Origin of the sequence: Mucilaginibacter sp. 21P (assembly GCF_019331605.1) — a bacterium.
Lineage (GTDB): Bacteria > Bacteroidota > Bacteroidia > Sphingobacteriales > Sphingobacteriaceae > Mucilaginibacter > Mucilaginibacter achroorhodeus.
On sequence record NZ_CP063061.1, the window covers coordinates 2894009 to 2913142 of the forward strand.

General features: G+C 50.7%; 23 protein-coding genes. 18 read left to right on the plus strand and 5 right to left on the minus strand.

Annotated features, from left to right (window positions below):
* Window positions 1–618: 618 nt before the first annotated feature.
* Window positions 619–852: a helix-turn-helix transcriptional regulator gene (locus INP83_RS12950; protein ID WP_219124551.1), complete on the minus strand. Its 234-nt coding sequence runs from the start codon at window positions 850–852 to the stop codon at window positions 619–621.
* A 381-nt stretch (window positions 853–1233) separates the two neighbouring features.
* Here INP83_RS12950 and INP83_RS12955 point away from each other — a divergent pair, with 381 nt between their 5' ends.
* The 4 genes from INP83_RS12955 to INP83_RS12970 all read left to right on the plus strand — a co-directional run bounded on the left by INP83_RS12955 (window position 1234) and on the right by INP83_RS12970 (window position 6806).
* The gene (locus tag INP83_RS12955; protein WP_219124553.1) at window positions 1234–1503 is read left to right on the plus strand and encodes a hypothetical protein; all 270 of its coding nucleotides are present in this window, start codon (window positions 1234–1236) and stop codon (window positions 1501–1503) included.
* Between the two features lie 150 nt (window positions 1504–1653).
* Window positions 1654–2211: a TlpA disulfide reductase family protein gene (locus INP83_RS12960; protein ID WP_219124555.1), complete on the plus strand. Its 558-nt coding sequence runs from the start codon at window positions 1654–1656 to the stop codon at window positions 2209–2211.
* Window positions 2212–2215: 4 nt separating this feature from the next.
* Window positions 2216–5416, plus strand: a complete 3201-nt coding sequence (locus INP83_RS12965; protein ID WP_219124557.1) for a SusC/RagA family TonB-linked outer membrane protein — start codon at window positions 2216–2218, stop codon at window positions 5414–5416.
* Between the two features lie 61 nt (window positions 5417–5477).
* Window positions 5478–6806 carry a RagB/SusD family nutrient uptake outer membrane protein gene (locus INP83_RS12970; RefSeq protein ID WP_219124558.1) on the plus strand — a complete coding sequence of 443 codons (1329 nt, stop codon included), beginning with the start codon at window positions 5478–5480 and terminating at the stop codon, window positions 6804–6806.
* 28 nt (window positions 6807–6834) lie between these two features.
* Here INP83_RS12970 and INP83_RS12975 read toward each other — a convergent pair whose 3' ends face one another.
* The 4 genes from INP83_RS12975 to INP83_RS12990 all read right to left on the minus strand — a co-directional run bounded on the left by INP83_RS12975 (window position 6835) and on the right by INP83_RS12990 (window position 8801).
* A complete protein-coding gene (locus INP83_RS12975) occupies window positions 6835–7155 on the minus strand; it encodes a DUF6520 family protein (protein ID WP_219124559.1) in 321 nt (106 codons plus the stop codon).
* Window positions 7156–7259: 104 nt separating this feature from the next.
* Window positions 7260–7694, minus strand: a complete 435-nt coding sequence (locus INP83_RS12980) for a MauE/DoxX family redox-associated membrane protein (RefSeq protein WP_219124561.1) — start codon at window positions 7692–7694, stop codon at window positions 7260–7262.
* Window positions 7695–7813: 119 nt separating this feature from the next.
* On the minus strand, window positions 7814–8128 hold the full coding sequence (locus INP83_RS12985) for a hypothetical protein (RefSeq protein ID WP_219124562.1): 315 nt from the start codon (window positions 8126–8128) through the stop codon (window positions 7814–7816).
* Window positions 8129–8225: 97 nt separating this feature from the next.
* Window positions 8226–8801: a Crp/Fnr family transcriptional regulator gene (locus tag INP83_RS12990; RefSeq protein WP_219124564.1), complete on the minus strand. Its 576-nt coding sequence runs from the start codon at window positions 8799–8801 to the stop codon at window positions 8226–8228.
* Between the two features lie 214 nt (window positions 8802–9015).
* Between INP83_RS12990 and INP83_RS12995 the strand changes: the two genes are divergently transcribed.
* The 14 genes from INP83_RS12995 (at window position 9016) to traM (ending at window position 19124) form a co-directional block, all read left to right on the plus strand.
* Complete coding sequence (locus INP83_RS12995; protein WP_219124566.1) at window positions 9016–9168, plus strand: hypothetical protein; 153 nt, start codon at window positions 9016–9018, stop codon at window positions 9166–9168.
* A 50-nt stretch (window positions 9169–9218) separates the two neighbouring features.
* Window positions 9219–10007, plus strand: coding sequence for an RteC domain-containing protein (locus INP83_RS13000; RefSeq protein WP_219124567.1), 789 nt, complete (start codon window positions 9219–9221; stop codon window positions 10005–10007).
* A gap of 175 nt (window positions 10008–10182) precedes the next feature.
* On the plus strand, window positions 10183–10713 hold the full coding sequence (locus INP83_RS13005) for a hypothetical protein (RefSeq protein WP_219124568.1): 531 nt from the start codon (window positions 10183–10185) through the stop codon (window positions 10711–10713).
* The gene (locus INP83_RS13010; RefSeq protein WP_219124569.1) at window positions 10697–11002 is read left to right on the plus strand and encodes a DUF4134 domain-containing protein; all 306 of its coding nucleotides are present in this window, start codon (window positions 10697–10699) and stop codon (window positions 11000–11002) included. Before INP83_RS13005 ends, INP83_RS13010 begins: the two co-directional genes overlap by 17 nt.
* A complete protein-coding gene (locus tag INP83_RS13015) occupies window positions 10999–11307 on the plus strand; it encodes a DUF4133 domain-containing protein (RefSeq protein ID WP_219124570.1) in 309 nt (102 codons plus the stop codon). Before INP83_RS13010 ends, INP83_RS13015 begins: the two co-directional genes overlap by 4 nt.
* Window positions 11294–13753, plus strand: a complete 2460-nt coding sequence (locus INP83_RS13020) for a TraG family conjugative transposon ATPase (RefSeq protein ID WP_219124571.1) — start codon at window positions 11294–11296, stop codon at window positions 13751–13753. Before INP83_RS13015 ends, INP83_RS13020 begins: the two co-directional genes overlap by 14 nt.
* Window positions 13750–14061 (plus strand): hypothetical protein, encoded by a 312-nt coding sequence (locus INP83_RS13025; RefSeq protein ID WP_219124572.1) that lies wholly within the window; start codon window positions 13750–13752, stop codon window positions 14059–14061. Before INP83_RS13020 ends, INP83_RS13025 begins: the two co-directional genes overlap by 4 nt.
* Window positions 14061–14729 (plus strand): conjugal transfer protein TraI, encoded by a 669-nt coding sequence (locus INP83_RS13030; protein ID WP_219124573.1) that lies wholly within the window; start codon window positions 14061–14063, stop codon window positions 14727–14729. Before INP83_RS13025 ends, INP83_RS13030 begins: the two co-directional genes overlap by 1 nt.
* On the plus strand, window positions 14716–15399 hold the full coding sequence (locus INP83_RS13035) for a hypothetical protein (RefSeq protein ID WP_219124574.1): 684 nt from the start codon (window positions 14716–14718) through the stop codon (window positions 15397–15399). The genes INP83_RS13030 and INP83_RS13035 overlap by 14 nt, the downstream gene beginning before the upstream one ends.
* Entirely contained in the window at window positions 15386–16030 is a 645-nt protein-coding gene (locus INP83_RS13040) for a TerB family tellurite resistance protein (RefSeq protein ID WP_255563149.1), read from the plus strand. The genes INP83_RS13035 and INP83_RS13040 overlap by 14 nt, the downstream gene beginning before the upstream one ends.
* 11 nt (window positions 16031–16041) lie before the next feature.
* A complete protein-coding gene (gene traJ / locus INP83_RS13045; protein ID WP_219124575.1) occupies window positions 16042–17247 on the plus strand; it encodes a conjugative transposon protein TraJ in 1206 nt (401 codons plus the stop codon).
* A gap of 5 nt (window positions 17248–17252) precedes the next feature.
* Window positions 17253–17867, plus strand: a complete 615-nt coding sequence (gene traK, locus INP83_RS13050; RefSeq protein WP_219124577.1) for a conjugative transposon protein TraK — start codon at window positions 17253–17255, stop codon at window positions 17865–17867.
* Between the two features lie 2 nt (window positions 17868–17869).
* A complete protein-coding gene (locus INP83_RS13055) occupies window positions 17870–18097 on the plus strand; it encodes a hypothetical protein (RefSeq protein WP_219124579.1) in 228 nt (75 codons plus the stop codon).
* A gap of 1 nt (window position 18098) precedes the next feature.
* Window positions 18099–19124: a conjugative transposon protein TraM gene (traM, locus tag INP83_RS13060; RefSeq protein WP_255563150.1), complete on the plus strand. Its 1026-nt coding sequence runs from the start codon at window positions 18099–18101 to the stop codon at window positions 19122–19124.
* Window positions 19125–19134 lie beyond the last annotated feature (10 nt).

Consider the following 19134-nt stretch of genomic DNA (forward strand, 5'->3'; position numbering starts at 1 on the left):
TTTCCAAAATTTTCCATTCGCCATCATCCATTTCATTTTTAATGACATTTTTTTACTCGTCATATTTTCTGGTTAAAGTCAATATCATCCAGATCGATCTCAGTGAGGCGCCCATCCCAGTAAGTTGATTATCCTTAGATCTGCATTCCAAGTTCTTAATAATTATAGACAAAGGCAACGCCATAATGATTGGAAATTTCGATGAAACGCTTGGTACTTGGCACCCATTTAATTTGATTACCTCATCGAACTGCCATCATCCCAAGACGTCTCAAAAAAACCCCGCCGTGATCAGGCTTTCCGAGCCCGGACAATTGATGTGCCCTTCTTCCACTCGCGGTGAATCATTTCGTGGACAAGCTTGCGGATCTCATCGATCGCTCCCCATCACCATTAAAATTTACATTGTTCTAGCACCAGTTCCGGTGCATCAATTCCTTGTTTAAGTTCGTTAAGGAATAACTGAACATTATCATTCATTACACGTGAGAAAAAAATAATATAGAAGTGCAAATTTTGAAAAAGCGTTAGTATAAAAGCGATAGGGATCGCAGCGGCATCCTGCGCAGCAGATACAGCGAAGAGCCGGGGCCGAAGGCATCGCCAGCATGTTTTAAATCACTTTTTAGGTAATGTTAAGTCCTTGCAAACAAATGCTAAAATCTCAGACGGATCTATTTCCAAAGCCAAGGCGATCAAATACATTTCATCAACCCGCAGTTGTGATTTTAAGTTGATGGATAATTGACTTAAACGATAAGTTGATATGCCAGTTTTACGGGCTACATCCGCCTTATTCACTGATTTCTTAGCTAAGAATAATCCCAATCTCGTTAAAGTTTCTTTCTGCAAAACTGTTTTTTTTTCTAAAAATATCTCACAACATTCTCAGGATGTAAAAAAAATCTATATGAGTGTTTTAATTTTATATTTGTAGATATATTCTCTATATTTATAAATAATTGGATAATAAAAATGTATAGCTTTTAAAAGAACACATACATTTGCGGACTTTCTTGAATGCAGTTCGCACTTTGAGTCTTGCTTGTGAAACCTGAGAAATTTCAATGGAACAAGGCGATAAGTGGTATGCGTCCATGCCTTAGGCGTGGCGCCCGCTTATTCGTTCCCGGGCTTCTCAGGGCCTCACAAGCGATAGGTTGGGTGTCACGCCTAATGTATTTCCTATCTGTACAGACTCCTTTGTTTTGGCTTTTTTAAAGATCAATGCTCATGGAAGAACAGAATTTCAATCAAAAACCATCCTTCACCACCCTGACGGACATCATGGACCGTTTCCAAACGGTTCCCTATGCCCAGTTCCAGCAGGAGCTGCAAAGCTGGTTCGAGCAAAACCTGGCCAAACAAAAAGATCTGACCCAGGAAGAACTGCACCAGGACCCCGACCTGCAGCAACTGCTTGCGCTGGTCGCCAAGATCTACCACCAGGCAGAAGTGAACCAAACCCTTTCCGACAACCAGATCACTCAAAGCGATGACTAAAAACACACTTTGGGTATTGCTCATCTGCCCGCCCGAATGACCTACCGATAACGGCAGGCCTGCGATCAGTTAATAGTTAAGCTCCTGCGGGCCGCCGTTATCGCGCATCCCATTTCCTTAACAGATCCTTTCAAAATCTTAAATGATCCCATGAAAAAAACGATACTCACGAGTGTCCTGGCCGCGCTTTGCCTTTACTTACCGGCCCAGGCACAAACCCGATCCAAGCCAATGTACCTGCATCCCGGCGACCAGATGCCGGAACTGCGCCTGCAGAACCTTATGAACACTAAAGCCAAAACGATCGACCTGGCCCAGTTAAAAGGCAAGGTCGTCCTGCTGGACCTCTGGAACACCTGGTGTTCCGCCTGCATCGAAGGCTTTACGGAACTCGACTCCCTGCAAAGGGCCTATCCCGATCAACTACAGGTCATCCTGGTCAACCCCTCGGGGCAGGACAGCCGCAAAGCCATCCAAGTGGTCATCGACCGGACCAAAGCCTGGTCAAAGAACGGTTTTAAACTCCCGATCGTCATGGCCGATACCACGGTCAAGCGATACTTCAAGTTCCGCTCGGTACCCCATACCATCTGGATAGGCAAGGACGGCAAGATCCTGGCGATCACCGGCAAGGAAGAGGTCACCCCGCAGCACATCGCTAAAGTGATCGCAGGCGAACGTATCCATGTTAAAGAAAAGACCGACTGACGCCATGAAACCTATCTCATTGATCTATATCATAACGATCCTGCTCAGCGCGATCAGTTACCAGGCCAGTGCACAAGATCCCTATACGATCTACGGCGAAGTACGCTCGACGGACGGCAAACCCCTGCCAGGTGTTCGCCTGGAATCCATGAAACGCCACAGCACCACCGCAACGGACGGCGAAGGCCATTTCCGCTTTCTATTCTTCCCGCCATCGGACACCATCAAGGCGACCCATGTCGGCTACAAGACCACCTATACCATCATCCGATCGAACAGCAGCATCCCCGTCAAGATCACCCTAGCCGATACGGTCACTCAATTGCAGGAAGTGGTGATCAGTACCGGCTACCAGGACATTCCCAAGGAACGGGCGACCGGTTCGTTCAATAAGGTGGACCGGCAACTGCTCGACCAGCGGGTCAGCCCCGATATACTCAGCCGGCTGGACGGCGTGACCAGCGGATTATTGTTCGATAACCACGACACCCAGCAGCGCACGATCCAAATCAGGGGCCTGAGCACGCTGAACTATGATGCCGCCGCACCACTGATCGTGTTGGATAACTTCCCATATGCGGGTGACATCAACAACATCAACCCCAATGATATCGAAAGCGTGACGGTGCTGAAAGACGCTGCTGCCGCCTCGATCTGGGGCGCTAGGGCGGGCAACGGCGTGATCGTCATCACGACGAAAAAGGCCAAAGCCGGGCAGCCGCTGCGCGTCAGTTTCACCGCGAACACCAGCCTGTCGCCAAAACCCGACCTGATGAGGGCGAATCAGCTCAGCCCCGCAGAAGCGGTCGACCTGCAGCGCTACCTGTTCCAGCAAGGCTACTACGACGCCTCCCTGAACGACCCCTCGTTCCCGGGCGTGCCACCTGTGGCCGAAGTGCTGAACCGCGCCCGAAACGGTGAACTGACGACAGCGCAGGCCGATGCCCAACTGGCAGCATTCCGTCAGCAGGACGTCCGGCAGGACATGCTGCGTTACCTTTACCGGCCCGCCGTGGCCCAGCAATATTACCTGAACCTGACCGGTGCGGGTTCCAATAACCGCTACCTGCTTTCGGCGGGCTATGACCGCAACAATAGCACGCTCCGCGGTAACAACAATGACCGGCTGACGCTGCGCTATAACCAGCAGGTGAACCTGACGGCCAGGTGGCAACTGCAAAGCGATATGATCCTGACTCGGAGCAAGGGCGCGGCGAACAGTCCCGGCGACTACACTGGCTTTAAAGGCTATAACAATACCCTGGCGCCCTATGCCCGGCTGGTCAACCCCGACGGCAGCCCGGCGGTGGTCGACCTGTACCACAGCGGCGCCTTCACCGACACGGCAGGCAAGGGCAAACTACTGGACTGGAAGTATCGGCCGCTGCAGGAACTGGCCAATAATGACAATACCAGCAAAGCCATGGACATCCTGGTCAACCTGGGCAGCAGTTACCGGATCGCGCCCTGGCTGAGCGCCGACCTGAAATACCAATACCAGTATGCCCGTAACGATGCCAGGCAACTGGCGAATCTGAATGCCTATGCCACCCGGGACCTGATCAACACCTACACGCAGTTCAACGGCGATCAGTTGACCTATGCCGTTCCAAAAAAAGCGATTCTGACGACCACCGAGGGCCGGAACCAGCAGCAAGCCTTCCGGGGCCAACTCAGCGCGGATCACCGCTGGCAAGCGCATTATATCTCGGCTATCGCCGGAGCCGAGGTACGGGAGACCCGGCAGAACACCACCTACCAGACCACCTATGGCTATGATGAGAACACGCTAACGCTAAGCCCGGTCGACTATGCGAATCTGTACCCGACCTACGCCGGTATCAATGGTGATGCCTATATTTTCAATGGCAACCGCTTTACGCAATATGTCAACCGCTTCGTATCGGTCTTCACGAACGCGTCCTATACCTACAAGGACCGTTACACCATATCCGGCAGCGCGCGGCGGGATGCCTCGAACCTGTTCGGGGTGGCGACCAACCAGCGCTGGGTGCCGCTCTGGTCAGCGGGCCTGCTCTGGCGTGTCGACCAGGAGCCGTTCTATCACGTCAACTGGCTGCCGCAATTGAACCTGCGCATGACCTATGGGTCCAGCGGTAACCTGTCGCCCAATGAGTCGGCACTGACGCGGATCAGCTATGCTAATGCTTCCCGTTCGCCTGTCAACCTGCCGTCCGTAGGCGTCGCTGCACCACCCAACCCGCACCTGCGCTGGGAGCAGGTCAAGACCTTCAATGCCGGTGTCGACCTCGGCCTGTTCCAACGCCGGATCAGCGGTTCCGTAGAATACTACACCAAGCATTCGACCGACCTGATCAATGGCGTGGAGATCGATCCAACGACCGGGTTCTCCAATGCCAACCAGAACTCGGCGGCCATCTTCACCAAGGGCATGGACGTCGTGCTGAATACGCTGAACATCGACCGGGCGGTCAAATGGCGTTCGATGATCCTGTTCAACTATGTGAGTTACAAGGTCACCAAAAACCTCAGTTCGCCACCTGCGGAGGGCTATGTGAGCGACGGTACGTTCATCTTCCCGGAACTCGGCCAAAACCCATATACCGTCGCCAGCTACCGCTGGGCGGGGCTCGACCCGGAGACCGGCGACCCGCAGGGCTACGTGAACGGGCAGGTCAGCAAGGACTATGCCGCCATTGCCACCAACCCGATCGATCAGCAAGTGATCAGCGGCCCCGCGGTACCGCCATTCTTTGGCTCCTTCCGGAACACGCTGGACTGGAAACGCTTTTCGATGGCTGTAACGCTGGGCTATCGCTTCGGTTATTATTTCCGCAAGCCGACCACCAACTTCAGCACACTGGTCCAGAACGGTGTCGGTTACCAGGATTTTGGGCAGCGCTGGCAACAGCCGGGCGATGAGGCGCATACGAACGTGCCTTCGTTCAGTTATCCAGGCGACGCCCTGCGTGACCAGTTCTACCGTTTTGCGGAGATCAATGTCGACCGGGCCGATAACATCAAGCTGAACGACCTGTATTTGAGTTATACGATACCGCTCACCAAGCAACGAACCGGTTTTTCCTCCATACAATTTTATCTGTATGCGAACCAATTGAACCTGATGCTCTGGAAGGCCAATAGGGTAGGGGTAGACCCGGACTTTATCTATGGCATCCGCACCCCGGCCACTTATTCTGCCGGTATGAAGATCAACCTTTAATGCTGAACCCATGAAACACACGAAAAAGAAAATAAGTCCCAAACTCCTATATCCATGCGTAATGGTCAGTCTGCTGACCTGCTTTACCCTCAATTCCTGCAAAAAGTACCTGGAAGCCAAGCCGGACCAGAGCATCGCCACGCCGTCCACGCCGGAGGACCTGGAAGGTATCCTGAACAATTATAATTTTATCAATGCGCGGTATCCTTTGGCCGGAGAGATCGCTTCGGACAATTACTACCTGAAGCCCGGCGACTATAATGCCTTGTTGGAATACCAGCGGAATTTCTACACCTGGCAGAAATATGGCAAGCTGCTCGGCACTGACTATATGGCGCCCTATAATGCGATCGAATACGCCAACGTGATCCTGGACGCATTGCCGAAGATCAGCATCACGGACGAAAGCCGTAAACAGCGGATCGAAGGCAGTGCGCTGTATATCCGGGCCGCTTATCACTACGCGCTGGCCCAATTGTTCTGCGGCGTTTATCGTCCAACAAGTGCCGACAAAGATCTCGGTATCGCCGTCCGGCTGACCGCTGACATTGCCGACAAACCGGTCCGTACGACGGTGGCCAAGACCTATGCCGCGATCATCGCCGACCTGCAAAAAGCCATTCCGGAATTGCCGCCGCTGGCCGATACCAAATTCCACGTCAGCCGCTGCGCCGCCTACGGCCTGCTGGCCAGGGTGTACCTGAGCATGAGCGATGCGACCAACGCCGGCAAGTATGCGGATGCTGCGCTGGCGATCTATTCTACACTGATCGATCTGAATAAAGTGAATGCGAACGCGACCGTTCCTTTTCCGCAGTTCAATGATGAAGTGATCTATGATGCCCGGGTAGGTGCGTCCGGAGCGTTGCAACAGTCGCGAGCCAGGATAGATACCGTGCTTTATGCAGGTTATGCCGCCAATGACCTGCGTAAGGCCGTTTACTACAAGAACAATACGGATGGCAGTAAAGCTTTTAAAGGGACCTACAGCGGACAGGCCAATGGGGCCTTATTCACCGGGATCGCTACAGATGAACTTTACCTAATCAGCGCGGAGGCGAAGGCCAGGACATCGGATGTTGACGGCGCATTGCAGCGCCTGAACGCGCTGCTGAGCAAAAGATGGAAAGCGGGAACCTTCACACCGGTGACCGGCACTGATGCCACGCAGGTATTGACCAGTATACTGGAAGAACGGCGGAAGGAACTGCCGTTCCGTACACTGCGCTGGACCGACCTGCGGCGGCTGAACGAAGAGCCGGCAAGGGCGACAACGCTTTACCGGAACATCAGCGGGACCCTTTATACCTTAAAGCCGGGCGATCTTCGTTACGTCTTCCAGATCGATGAAGATGCGGTCAGGCTAAGCGGGCTGGAACAGAACCCATAAAAAAGGGGGCTGAAAAGCCCCCTTGATCTTAATTCTTCATGTCGATGTTCGGATCGGCAGGCGAATGCGCCTGCTGCGATGACCACAGGTTGGCTTTCTCTGCATTGAACTCCGAGGCGACCGGTGTCTGTCCGACCGCACGGCTGGTCGATAAGGTCACCCCGCAAACGTCCTGGGCACCACTGCAAGGGTTCGCGGCAGTCGCCACGTAGTTATTGATGTTCTGGATGTCAGCTTGTGAAGCAGAACCGGTATAAGCATAAAAATTACTGTTCACTTTTTTAGCGGTGAATGCGCTGGTGCCGAAGGCCAAAGCGATGGCCAGAGCAGGTAATACTAACTTTTTCATGGTTAAATTTTAAAAAATCTATAGAATGTAAAACGAAATTCACCCGTGGTCACAGGGACGGGAATGGCCTGCCTTGCTGCCGCCTGGCAACAGCTTTGGTCAGTTCATCGATGTGAAAGCCGGATCCTCCTTTCTCTGTTCTCCAGTATTATAGCGAGGATGGTCAACAGCAAAACAATGATATTGAAGATCAGGTGAGCGGTCCAGCCCATACCCGCAAACACGCCGCCGCAACTGCAGGGTAAGTGGGGAAAGAAGCCAAATACCGCCAGGGCCACGTAAGTGGTAAAGAGCGCCATCAATACCGCGGAAGCATATAAGCCCGTGATCCGCGTGGGCCGGAACAGCAAGCAGGCTGCCGTCAGCAACTCTGCTGCGGGCAGGCCGGGCACGAGGACGGGCAGTAACACTTTCGGCAATGCCTGACGGCCCATACTGACCCGGTAGTCCGTATAGCTGAGCAGCTTACTGACCGCAGTATAAATGAACAGCAGCACCAGCAGGGAGATGATTGTTTCGGGAATTATTGATCTTTTCATGCTACCTAAAGGTAGCTGCCAGGAAAAACGCGGCTGGTCAAACAGATCACCAGATCATAGGAATAAAGTCACCGGTTGATGTGATATCAAGATCGGTCAGCAAAGACCCTGGCAAAGCACTAAGCCGACAGTTGCCCGGACAAATGCGGGAACTGCGTTTTGAAAACGTCCTCGCGATACAGAACGACCAGGATCTCAACGTGGTCCCTGGTGTAGCGTGTATTCAAACGTTCAGCGATCAATAGCTGCCCTTCGGTCAACTCCTGAAAGGCCTCGACCACCCGGAGATCCTCGAAAAATTCCCCGATCTCAAGATCGACCGCATCCCCGGTGTTGGGAACATGTGAAGGGTCTTCCAGGATAATGTTCCGGTTACCCTGATATTCCGGGTAGAACAGTTGCTGATCAAATTCAAAGCGAAGTATCGTTTTCATAAGCATTGATCTTTATAAAGTTAGCGATCGAAACGGTCATAGACAAATCGCTTCCTGAAAGTCGGGGCAGCTGCTTTAAGTGCTGTTGTCACGGCTTTTAACGGTCCTTCCTGCTGATCAGCCTGCTCAGGTTCTCGCGGGTCATATTCAGGTATGAAGCGATCAGCCGAACGGATGCGCGGCGGAACAGTTCCGGTTTCCACCTGCGCAGTTCCCGGTAACGCGTTTCGGCGTTCATCGCCAGCAACCGGTTTTTCTGCAGATCTTCATGGTATTGGTGGCGGATCAGTTGCTGGACCAGTTCCACGCTCTCCGGGTATGCCTCGTGCAACTGATGAAGCACCTTGTAGGTTAGTGACCACACGACCGAGGGTTCCAGCACCTCCAGGTAATGATCCACTGCTTCGTTCCAGTAACCCTGGTTGGACCAGACGATCTCGTTCTGTATATAAAAATTCAGCGTATGTTCCTTTCCTGCAGCATCCGGGTAATAGGTCCGGACGAAACCAGTCTCAATGAACCAGCACCTGTTCTCCGTATGACCGGCGGCATGGATGACCTGGTGCGGCCGGTAGCTCTCCCTGACCAACAGTTCATCCAAAGCCGCCTTCAACGACCCGGAAAGCGGGGTCATGGCCGACAGGAACTCCATAAAGGGTGCTGTGTTTTTCATCGTCGAATCATTATTGGCCTGCGTGGTTCCGGCAGGCGTTCGCCAGGACCGCAGCGGGGTTTACGGCCGTTAGATCGGATATAACCAGCAAATAAAACCGATATATTCATACCAAGTGGTGACATGGTCACAGAATCAAGAATAAATTAATTTTTGCACGATGTCACCACTTTGAACCTTTTTTCACTTTAGGTTTGATCATTTAGACCTTATTATGGAACTTAACTTTACAGCAACGATCTTACCTGACCCGGCAGCGATCCCGATCAGTACCTATTTACGCAGATCGGCGATCAGCCGGTTTCCGCATCCTGCTAACACCATTGTCAACCTGTACCATCGGCTTCAAAACTTCAGGAACCTATGAGAACTATTGCAGAACGATTCCAGGCGGCGATGGAGAGCCAACTGGCCGAGGTGACCTTGAACGGGTCTACGCCGACCGAGCAGTACCGCAGTTCGATCATGATCTGTAAGAAGGCCATGACCAAACTCAAACGGTATATATCCACCTATGCCTTCGCGGACACGGCTGAAGAGATCCATTTTTTCAAAGAGGTCAAGCCACTGTTCTACAGCAAATACATTTACTTTATCAATGTCTATAATTACCTGATGCAATTGCCCGCGGGCGGTGAGGATGCGCTGCGCAGCTATATCAATTTCCAACTAACGGACCTGCAACGTTTTTTCGACAGCAACAAAGCTTTCTACCAGTATTACCGCTCGGGCAGCACGCAGATGGATGCCGTATATTTCACACGCGGTGGCTTTGACGTGCAAATGGAACTAGAGGATTTTGAAGAGGATGAACAGTACTCGACCAGCCATGACTACAAATTGTCTAAGATCATCGCCAATGAAAAGTTCCAGGACTATCTCAACCTGGAACTGGCCAGGATCGGTAACTGTGACCTGCACCAATCACCCCATCAGCAATTATTCCCCTTTGAGCATCCGCAGTGGACGGCCAGCCAGACGGATGCTGTCGAACTTTTATATAGCATTAAAACCTCCGGTGCCGTTAATCATGGTAACATCGACATCAGCGAACTGGTCGGCATCTTTGAATTCGTTTTTCAAACGGAACTGCATGAGACCTACCACAAACTGCTTGACATCAGCCGCCGGAAAAAAGACACGTTCATCTTTCTGAACCGGCTCCGGAACAGCTTTGAGCATTTTATCAATGATAAACTTGCCTGATGGAACAGGCCCACCAGATCCCAAGATCCTGTATTACGGTCTTTAGCGATCCATAATGATCTAACTATCAGTAAATCAGACACCACTTGTGAATGCGTTGTCAGATCAGCAGCAGCGGGGTGCTGACCTTTGTTTTGCCCGGCCGGCATGCAGCCACCGGTTAAAACAGAACGCTATGTTGAATACGATCTCCTGGCAGCAATACCTGACCGCTGTCCTGCTCCTCAGCACCGCCTGGTACCTTTATGTAGGCCTGCGGTATTACCGGACCGAGTTGTCCGCCTTATTTAAGATCAAACCGGGCAGCCGGACAGCGGTACCGCCGGTCGCCAGTAAACTCAACGTTGTCATGGGTGCCGTAAAGCCCGACCCGGATACCGGGCTGTATCCGCCGGAGACCCTGATCTTTTCAGCCGGTGCGCCGGACGACATCAGCGACCAGACCATGCCCCGCGGGCCCGGCGACGACCTGCTGGATGAAGCGAAGGCCCTGACCGACGCCTTCAGCCATAATGACGACAAAGCGGAATTCCTTTCCCTTTTACGCCTGCTCATTTCCAAATACGAGGTCTTCGGCGATGAGTTCAGTTTGCCCGCCGTTGCGGCCGAACTTCACGCATATGCGGCCGGTCGCCTAGCCTTTACCCTGGAAGAAAGCGAATGGTCATTCACCTCTCAAAGCTCAGATCATGAAGAAGTTATTTAAGATCCTATACACAGTGATATCGCTGGTAAGCACCGGGCTATGCGCTTTTGCGCAGGATGGTAATGCCGGTATCAATGAAGCGACCAATCAGGTCAAAAGCTATTTCGCCACCGGAACGAACCTGATGTATGCCATCGGTGCGATCATTGGCCTGGTCGGCGCGATCAAGGTCTATAAAAAATGGAATGACGGTGAACATGATACAGGGAAAGTAGCATCGAGTTGGTTCGGCAGCTGTATTTTCCTGGTCGTGGTCGCTACGGTCCTCAAATCATTTTTCGGCGTATGAGCTACCGCATCAATAAAAGCATTAACTCCCCGATCGAATTCAAAGGGCTTAAGGCGCAATACATCGGCTACCTCGGCGGAGGCCTTGTCGCACTGCTGGTCATGTTCGCAGTGCTTTACCTCATCGGCCTGGCCATTTACCTGTGCCTGCTGATCATCGGCGGACTGGGAAGTGCCTTATTTTATAAGGTATTCAAACTGAGCCACCGCTATGGCGAACATGGACTGATGAAATACCAGGCTAAACGTTACCTGCCAACCTATTTAAAATTTAAGACCAGGAGGCTTTTCCATGAAAAACGCTGAACACCTATTTCCGATCTATAAAGTGGAGCATGATACGATGGTGTCCATGCAGGGCGAGTTGAGTATCGCCTACGAGGTGCGCCTGCCGGAACTCTTCACCCTTTCCAATGACGAGTACCTGGCGTTCCACCAGACCTGGGTCAAAGCCATCAAACTGCTGCCTAAGAACAGTATCTTTCATAAGCAGGACTGGTTCGTGCGTGCCAATTACCAGGCGACATTCAGTGACCGTACCTTTTTGAGTCATGCCAGCGAACGCTTTTTCCATGAGCGCCCGTACCTGGCGCATCACTGCCACGTGATCCTGACCAAACGGCCGGAAAATTACCGCGTGGTCAACAGCGCGGCGAGCAGCCTGCTGCGCAAGCGGCTAACCCCGGCGCAAAGTACGGACAACGAGTTGTTCAGGGATTTTGCCGACAGCGCCGGTCAATTCAAACGGGTACTGGAGGACAGCGGTCTGCTAAACCTGCGCCGGTTGACCGATGATGAACTGGCCGGTACGCTGGTGACGCCGGGTATCCTGGAGCGGTATTGCTTTTTGCTGGACAAGGACGATGAACCGGAGTTGAAGGATATTCACTTGAAGGACGAGATCCGCATCGGGAATAAACGCTGCCAGTTATATACGCTGGCCGAGGCGGAGCATTTGCCGGCCCTGTGCGGACCGAGGATCACCTACGATCAGTACAGCACCGATAAAACGAAATTCAGTACCGGCTTTGCCAGCCCGCTGGGGGCTTTGCTGAACTGCGATCATATCTATAACCAATATTTATTCATTGAAGACAGTGCCAAGACCTTGAAAAAACTGGAAGCCAAGAAGCTGCGCCTGCAATCCCTTTCGGCATACTCACGTGAGAACGCGATCGGCCGTGATGCCACCCAGGAGTTCCTGCACGAAGCGATCAGCCAGCAACGGCTTCCGGTCAAGGCACATTTCAACATCCTGGCCTGGACCGATGATAAAGATGAGGTCAAGGATATCAAGAACAAGGTCAGCTCCGCACTGGCCCAACTGGATGCGCAGCCCAAACAGGAAACGGATGGCGCGCCGCAGATCTGGTGGGCAGGCCTGCCCGGCAACAGCGGTGATTTCCCGATGAATGACACTTTCGATACGTTCGCTGAACAGGCCGCCTGTTTCTTCAACCTCGAAACCAATTACCGCAGCAGTTTGTCTCCCTGCGGCATCCGCCTGGGTGACCGGCTTTCCGGCAAGCCATTGCATGTGGACCTGAGCGATGAGCCAATGAAGAACGGAATCACGACCAACCGTAATAAATTTATCCTTGGCCCTTCCGGCAGCGGTAAATCTTTCTTTACTAATCATCTGTTGCGCAGCTATTACGAACAAGGTGCCCATATCGTCCTGGTGGATGTCGGTCACAGCTATGAAGGGCTTTGCGAATTTGTGGACGGGTATTATTTCACTTACGCCGAGGACAATCCCATCAGCTTTAATCCATTTTATGTCGGTGAAGGCGATTCGCTGGATACCGAAAAACGGGAAAGCATCAAGGCAATGATCCTGGCCTTATGGAAGAAAGAAGATGAAGGCGTGCAGCGCTCAGAGTACATCGCGATCTCCGATGCCCTGTATCATTATTACGAAAGCCAGCCGGAACTTGCCTGCTTCAACTCCTTTTACGAATTTTTAAAAGGGCCGTTCTACGACACCATGAAGCAAAGTAAGGTCAAAGATCAGCATTTTGATATCGATAACCTGTTGTTCGTGCTGCGCCCATACTATAAAGGCGGGGAATATGATTACCTGCTGAACGCCACGGAGAACCTCGACCTGCTGCACCGCCGGTTCATCGTGTTCGAATTGGATAACATCAAGGACCATCCTATATTATTTCCAGTGGTGACCCTGATCATCATGGAGACCTTCGTCTCCAAAATGCGAAAACTACCAAAGGAGACCCGCAAGATGATCCTGATCGAAGAAGCCTGGAAAGCCATTGCCCGTGAAGGGATGGCGGAATACATCAAATACCTGTTCAAAACGGTAAGGAAGTATTTTGGGGAAGCGCTGGTCGTTACGCAGGATATCGAGGACATCATCAGTTCGCCGGTGGTCAAACAGGCGATCATCAACAATAGCGACTGTAAGATCTTGCTCGATCAGCGAAAATACCAGAACGACTTCCCGAAGATCCAGCAACTGCTCGGTATCACGGACAAAGAAACGGCGCTGATCATGAGCATGAACCGGGCCAATGACGAGCGGTACCGCTACAAGGAAGTATTCATCTCGCTGAACGGCCAATTGTCGAGGGTCTACCGTACGGAGGTCAGCCGGGAAGAATACTGGACCTACACCACGGAATCGGTTGAAAAAGCAAAGGTCAAAGCTTATAAAAAGAAATATGGCGATATCCGCAAAGGGATCGCGGTCATCGTCCAGGAAGAAAAACCAGATCAAAACAACGCAGCATGAAAAAGATAAGAATTGTATGTATTGCATGCCTGACAGCCGCCGTTATTACCGGCTGCGGAAAAGAGAATAACGATGGGATATACGTCGCTAAATGGAAGAATGAATTCTCAACCGCAGATGACACCATCATCATTAGAAATGGTATTGTAACTAAACGCACCGGATATCGGAAGATCAGGAATGGTCAGCTAAAGCCCAAAGAATGGAGCGTCGAAAGATGGATCTTCAATGACCCTAATTCTCCAATAATCGAAATTGGAATTAATCAAATCAGTATTGGATCTACCATCTATAAACTTATAAGATAATGAAAAAGTCTATTATCATATCAGTGTTCATTTTGCTTGGTTATAATACACATTCGCACGCACAGATCCCGGTCGTTGAAGCGGTCAAACTGGTCGTTAAAAAAGTGATCAAAGCCATTGATCTGAAAGTGCAGCGCATGCAAAACAAGACCATCTGGTTACAAAACGCGCAAAAGACACTGGAGAACGAACTTTCAAAGTTCCGCTTAGATGAAATCACCAATTGGTCTGAAAAACAGCGATCGCTTTACGATCAATACTATCAGGAACTGTGGAAGGTCAAATCCACCATCGCTTACTACCAGCGCATCAAGAACCTAACTGTAAAACAGATCGCTATGGTCGGTGAATATCAACGGGCATGGCGCCTTTTTCAGTCGGATAAACATTTCCGAGCTGAAGAACTCCTGGAAATGCAGCGGGTATACCTGGGCATTTTGGATGCCAGTGCTAAGAACATTGATCAGATCATGCTGGTCGTCGATCCGGGAAGAACGCAGATGACCGATCAGCAAAGATTGGAGGTGATCGATCGGGCCGGTGACCAGTTAGAGGAAACTTACGGTGATCTCAAGCTATATAATAATCAGAACATGATCCTCAGTTTGCAGCGCAGTAAAGACCTGAATGAGATCAAAACTGTCAAAAACTATTATGGCATCCGTTGATCAGATCTTCAAAAAAGCGTCCGCTCTTCGCAAGCTGACCAAGGCTCTACTTGCTTTCACCTTAGCTACAGTGGCTATGGGACAAGTTGCGAAAGCACAAACCTTTGCTGAATGGTTAAGCCAAAAGAAAACACAGCGCAAATACCTGCTGCAACAGATCGCAGCTTTGCAGGTTTATAGCAGCTACCTTCAAAAAGGTTACAGTATCGCCAAGGGGGGACTCGGTTCGATCGGCGGCTATGTAGGCCAGGAGTTTAGCTTGCACAGTAGCTATTACAGTTACCTAAAGCATGTAAGCGGACCGGTGAAAAACGACCCGCGCGTCCGTGACATCCTCGGCCGGCAGCAGGACATACTCCGGCTGGTCAAACAGGTAAACGGTCAGGACGGATTAACTGTCGAGGAGGCCAAATATGTGGACCAGGTCGGCCAAGCCTTACTGAAAAATTGTGATGCTCAACTGGTTCAACTGCAGAGTATTTTGACGGATCAAAAAACAACGATGGGCGATGAAGAACGTATCCGCCAGCTCGGTCGGCTTCATCAGGACATGGAGGATAACTACCGGTTCGTTGCCGCCTTCCAATCACAATTAATCCTGTATCTGCGCAGCAAAGAACAGGAAAGTAGAAATATCAACACTTTAAACGAATTGTATGCAACTCATTAAAGCGATCAGAGCCGTTTCCGCAACGTTGGCTGTCATTACGGTTTTCGTAACACCAACACAAGCTCAAAGTACCGAACTTCAACAACTGCTGTTAAATATCGAAAAGTTGACGCAGTTCAAAGCAATTCTAACCGACATGAAGAAAGGCTATCAGATATACCAGCAGGGTTATGGTACGATCTCCAACCTTTCAAAAGGCAATTTCAACTTGCACAACATTTACCTGTCCGGGCTGATGGCCGTAAACCCGGCAGTACGCAATGATCCCAGGGTCAGGCAGATCATCGGACAGCAAAATAGCATCTCCTCGGAGTATAAACGATATGCGAGCCTGTTTCGGGAAAGCGGCAAATTCAGCGCCGATGAACTGCGCTATATCATGACGGTATACGATCAAGTGGTCAGGCGGAGCGATATAAATATTGATGACCTGACCCGTGTAACTACCGCGAATCAATTGCGGATGTCGGATGACGATCGCTTACGGGCGATCGAACGCATCTATAACGGCAGTTCCGACCAGTTGCAGTTCCTGCGGTATTTCAACCGTCAAGCCGTGATCCTGATTTTGCAGCGCAGCAAAGACCTGAACGATACCCGATCGCTAAAACATTTGTACGGGCTCAACTAAAACGAACGATCATGAAGAAAAAGCTGTTAACAGAAGCCGGCTTGGCACTGGCAGGAATCCTTTTGCCCTTATTTTCCCGGGCTGATGGCCTGGCGGACAATATCCATGGGCTGCAAGGGGTGTTAGACAATGTGTATGTAGAGATGCTTCCGATGTGCAGTCAACTGATCGGTGTTGCTCGCGGTATCGCTGGGTTCGGCGCGCTGTGGTACATCGCTGCAAGGGTTTGGCGTCATTTAGCCAGCGCCGAGCCTGTAGACTTTTACCCGCTGTTGCGACCCTTTGCCATTGGCCTGGCCATACTGTTATTCCCAACGGTCATCGCAGTGATCAATGGCATTATGAGTCCTGTCGTAACAGCCACCGGTGGTATGGTCAAAAACTCGGATGCTGCCATAGCCAAACTACTAGCTCAAAAACAAGCGGCGATTGAAAAAACAGAAAATTGGCAAATGTATGTTGGTGATGATGGAGATGGTGATAGGAACAAATGGTACAAATACACTCATCCTGATGACAAAGAAGGAAATAATGACAAACTATTAAAAGGTCTTGGCAACGACGTCAAATTCGCCATGGATAAAGCCAGCTATAGGTTCCGCAACAGTGTCAAACAATGGATGTCAGAAGTTTTACAGGTGATCTACGAGGCAGCTGCGCTTTGCATCAACACCATCCGGACCTTTTATCTGGTCGTGCTAGCTATACTGGGACCATTGGTATTTGGTCTCTCCGTATACGACGGCTTCCAACATACGCTGACTACCTGGTTGGCGAGATACCTCAATGTTTTCCTTTGGCTACCGGTCGCCAATATTTTCGGCAGCATCATTGGCAAAGTGCAGGAAAACATGCTCAAACTTGACATCAGCCAGGTCAACCAGGCGGGTGACACCTTTTTCAGTTCTACAGATACCGCCTATCTGATATTCCTGCTGATCGGTATCGTCGGTTATTTCACGGTTCCTGCCGTGGCCGGTTACATCATCAACCCGGGTGGTGGCAATGGCCTTCTCAATAAGGTAACCAATCTGACCGCACTCAGCATGAACTCGGTCAGTTCAACTTCGTACGCAGCGGGTGTAGCCGCGGGTGAGCGCATGGCTGAAGGCGCTAAAAACATCGCCAATGCGCCTGTTCATATGGCTGAAGGCTACCGTTCGGCAGGCTCTAATGATGTCCAATCAGAAAAACTAAATGGCAACCCTAAAAATTAAAGCTTATGTTCACTCATCTCAGAAATATCGAAACCGCTTTTCAGCAGAACAAACGGATCGTTGCACTGGTCATCCTGTGCAGCTCACTGATATCCTTAGCGGCCATGTATTTTGCTTTTTCGGCCTATCAAAAAGCCAACGCTCATGTTTATGTGCTGGCCAACGGCAAAGCTTTGGAAGCCATAGCGGCAGACCGCAAAGACAATATTCCCGTTGAGGCGCGGGACCACATCAAGATGTTCCACCATTATTTCTTCACGCTTGATCCTGACGAAAAGGTGATCGAAAGCAACATCGGTAAAGCGCTGTACCTGGCGGACGAGAGCGCCCGCAGTCAGTACAATAATTTAAAGGAGAAAAGTTATTACAACAATCTCATCTCCGGCAATATCAGCCAGAGCATAGCGGTTGACAGTATCCAACTGATTATGGACAAGTATCCATATGCCTTTAAATGTTATGCTACAGAAAAACTGATCCGGTCAACGTCGACGATATACAAATTACTGATCACCCAAGGGTATTTAAGAAATGTTGGCCGATCAGATAATAATCCGCACGGGTTCCTGATCGAACGATGGGAGACCCTTGCTAATCGGGATACCATTTTTAACAAATAGCTATGCTAAAAGAGATCATCGACCGATTTAGCCGCTGGTATAACAGCCTGGGCGGTGACCGGCCCGTTTATTATTTTTTCGCCTTTTGCTTCCTGTTCCTGATGCTGCTTTGGTTAGGCATCCATTACGTGAAGTTTGAAAGCTACGATAACCAAAACGTCCTACCGGCAAATATCGGCAAGCCTTCCGGGCTGCCGCCAACAGAACCATCAACTCCTAAAAAACACTGATATGGAAAAGCAACGAAAATTCCTGCTGGTATTACCCTTGCTGGTATTACCATTTATGACGATGGCCTTTTGGGCCTTAGGCGGAGGAAAGACCCAAAACACGTTAAAAACGGTTGTGCGAGGACTGGATACCGATCTACCTGAAGCACAGTTCAAAAGCAAAGAAAAGACTGATAAGATGGCCGTCTACCAGGCCTCGCAACGCGACGCCGCTACTGACGGTCTGAGTCCCGAATTCCTGAATTCGGTTGGCTTTGACAGAACACCTGCCCAAAGGGCCGATACGGTGTCGCTGGCGGATGATCCGGCTGAACGAATCCAAGCCAAACTGAACCGATTGAACGAACAACTAAGCCAACCTCAGCCCGTTCAGCAACCTGCTTCCCGAGACGATGAAACGGAACCGGCCCGCGTGAGGCAATTAAAAAAGATGATGCGCAATATGAACAGCGCTAGTAGCGCTCCTGACCCGGAAATGCAGCAGTTGAACCGTATGCTGGATAAGATCCAGGCGATACAGGACCCGGCATCTGTACGGCCCAAAGTAGCGACAAAGGAATCATCACGACCATTTAGAGCCATCCCGGCAATGATCGATGGTAAACAAAAGGTCGCCAATGGCGCATCGGTCAAACTTAAACTGACGGATACCGCGACGATCAGAAATCAGCTATTACCAAAAGGTCAGGAGATCTTTGGTTCCTGTCAGATCATCAATCAGCGCCTATTGCTGACCATTCAGAATATTCGCCTTGAAAAGCAGATCATCCCGGTGAACCTCACTGTCTTCAGCCTGGATGGTATGCCGGGGATACCGGCGCCGGAAGCTGAACTTTCCGATGCGGCAGGTGGCGGAGCGGATGACATTGTTCAAAGCATGCAGATCCTGAGTATGGATCAGTCCATTGGTGCGCAGGCTGCAGCAGGCGGTATCAATGCGGCCAAAGGTTTATTCAGTAAAAAGATCAAGAAGATCAAAGTCAAATTGAAGGATGAACAACCAGTTCTTTTAAAGATCAATCGTTAATTAAATCAAG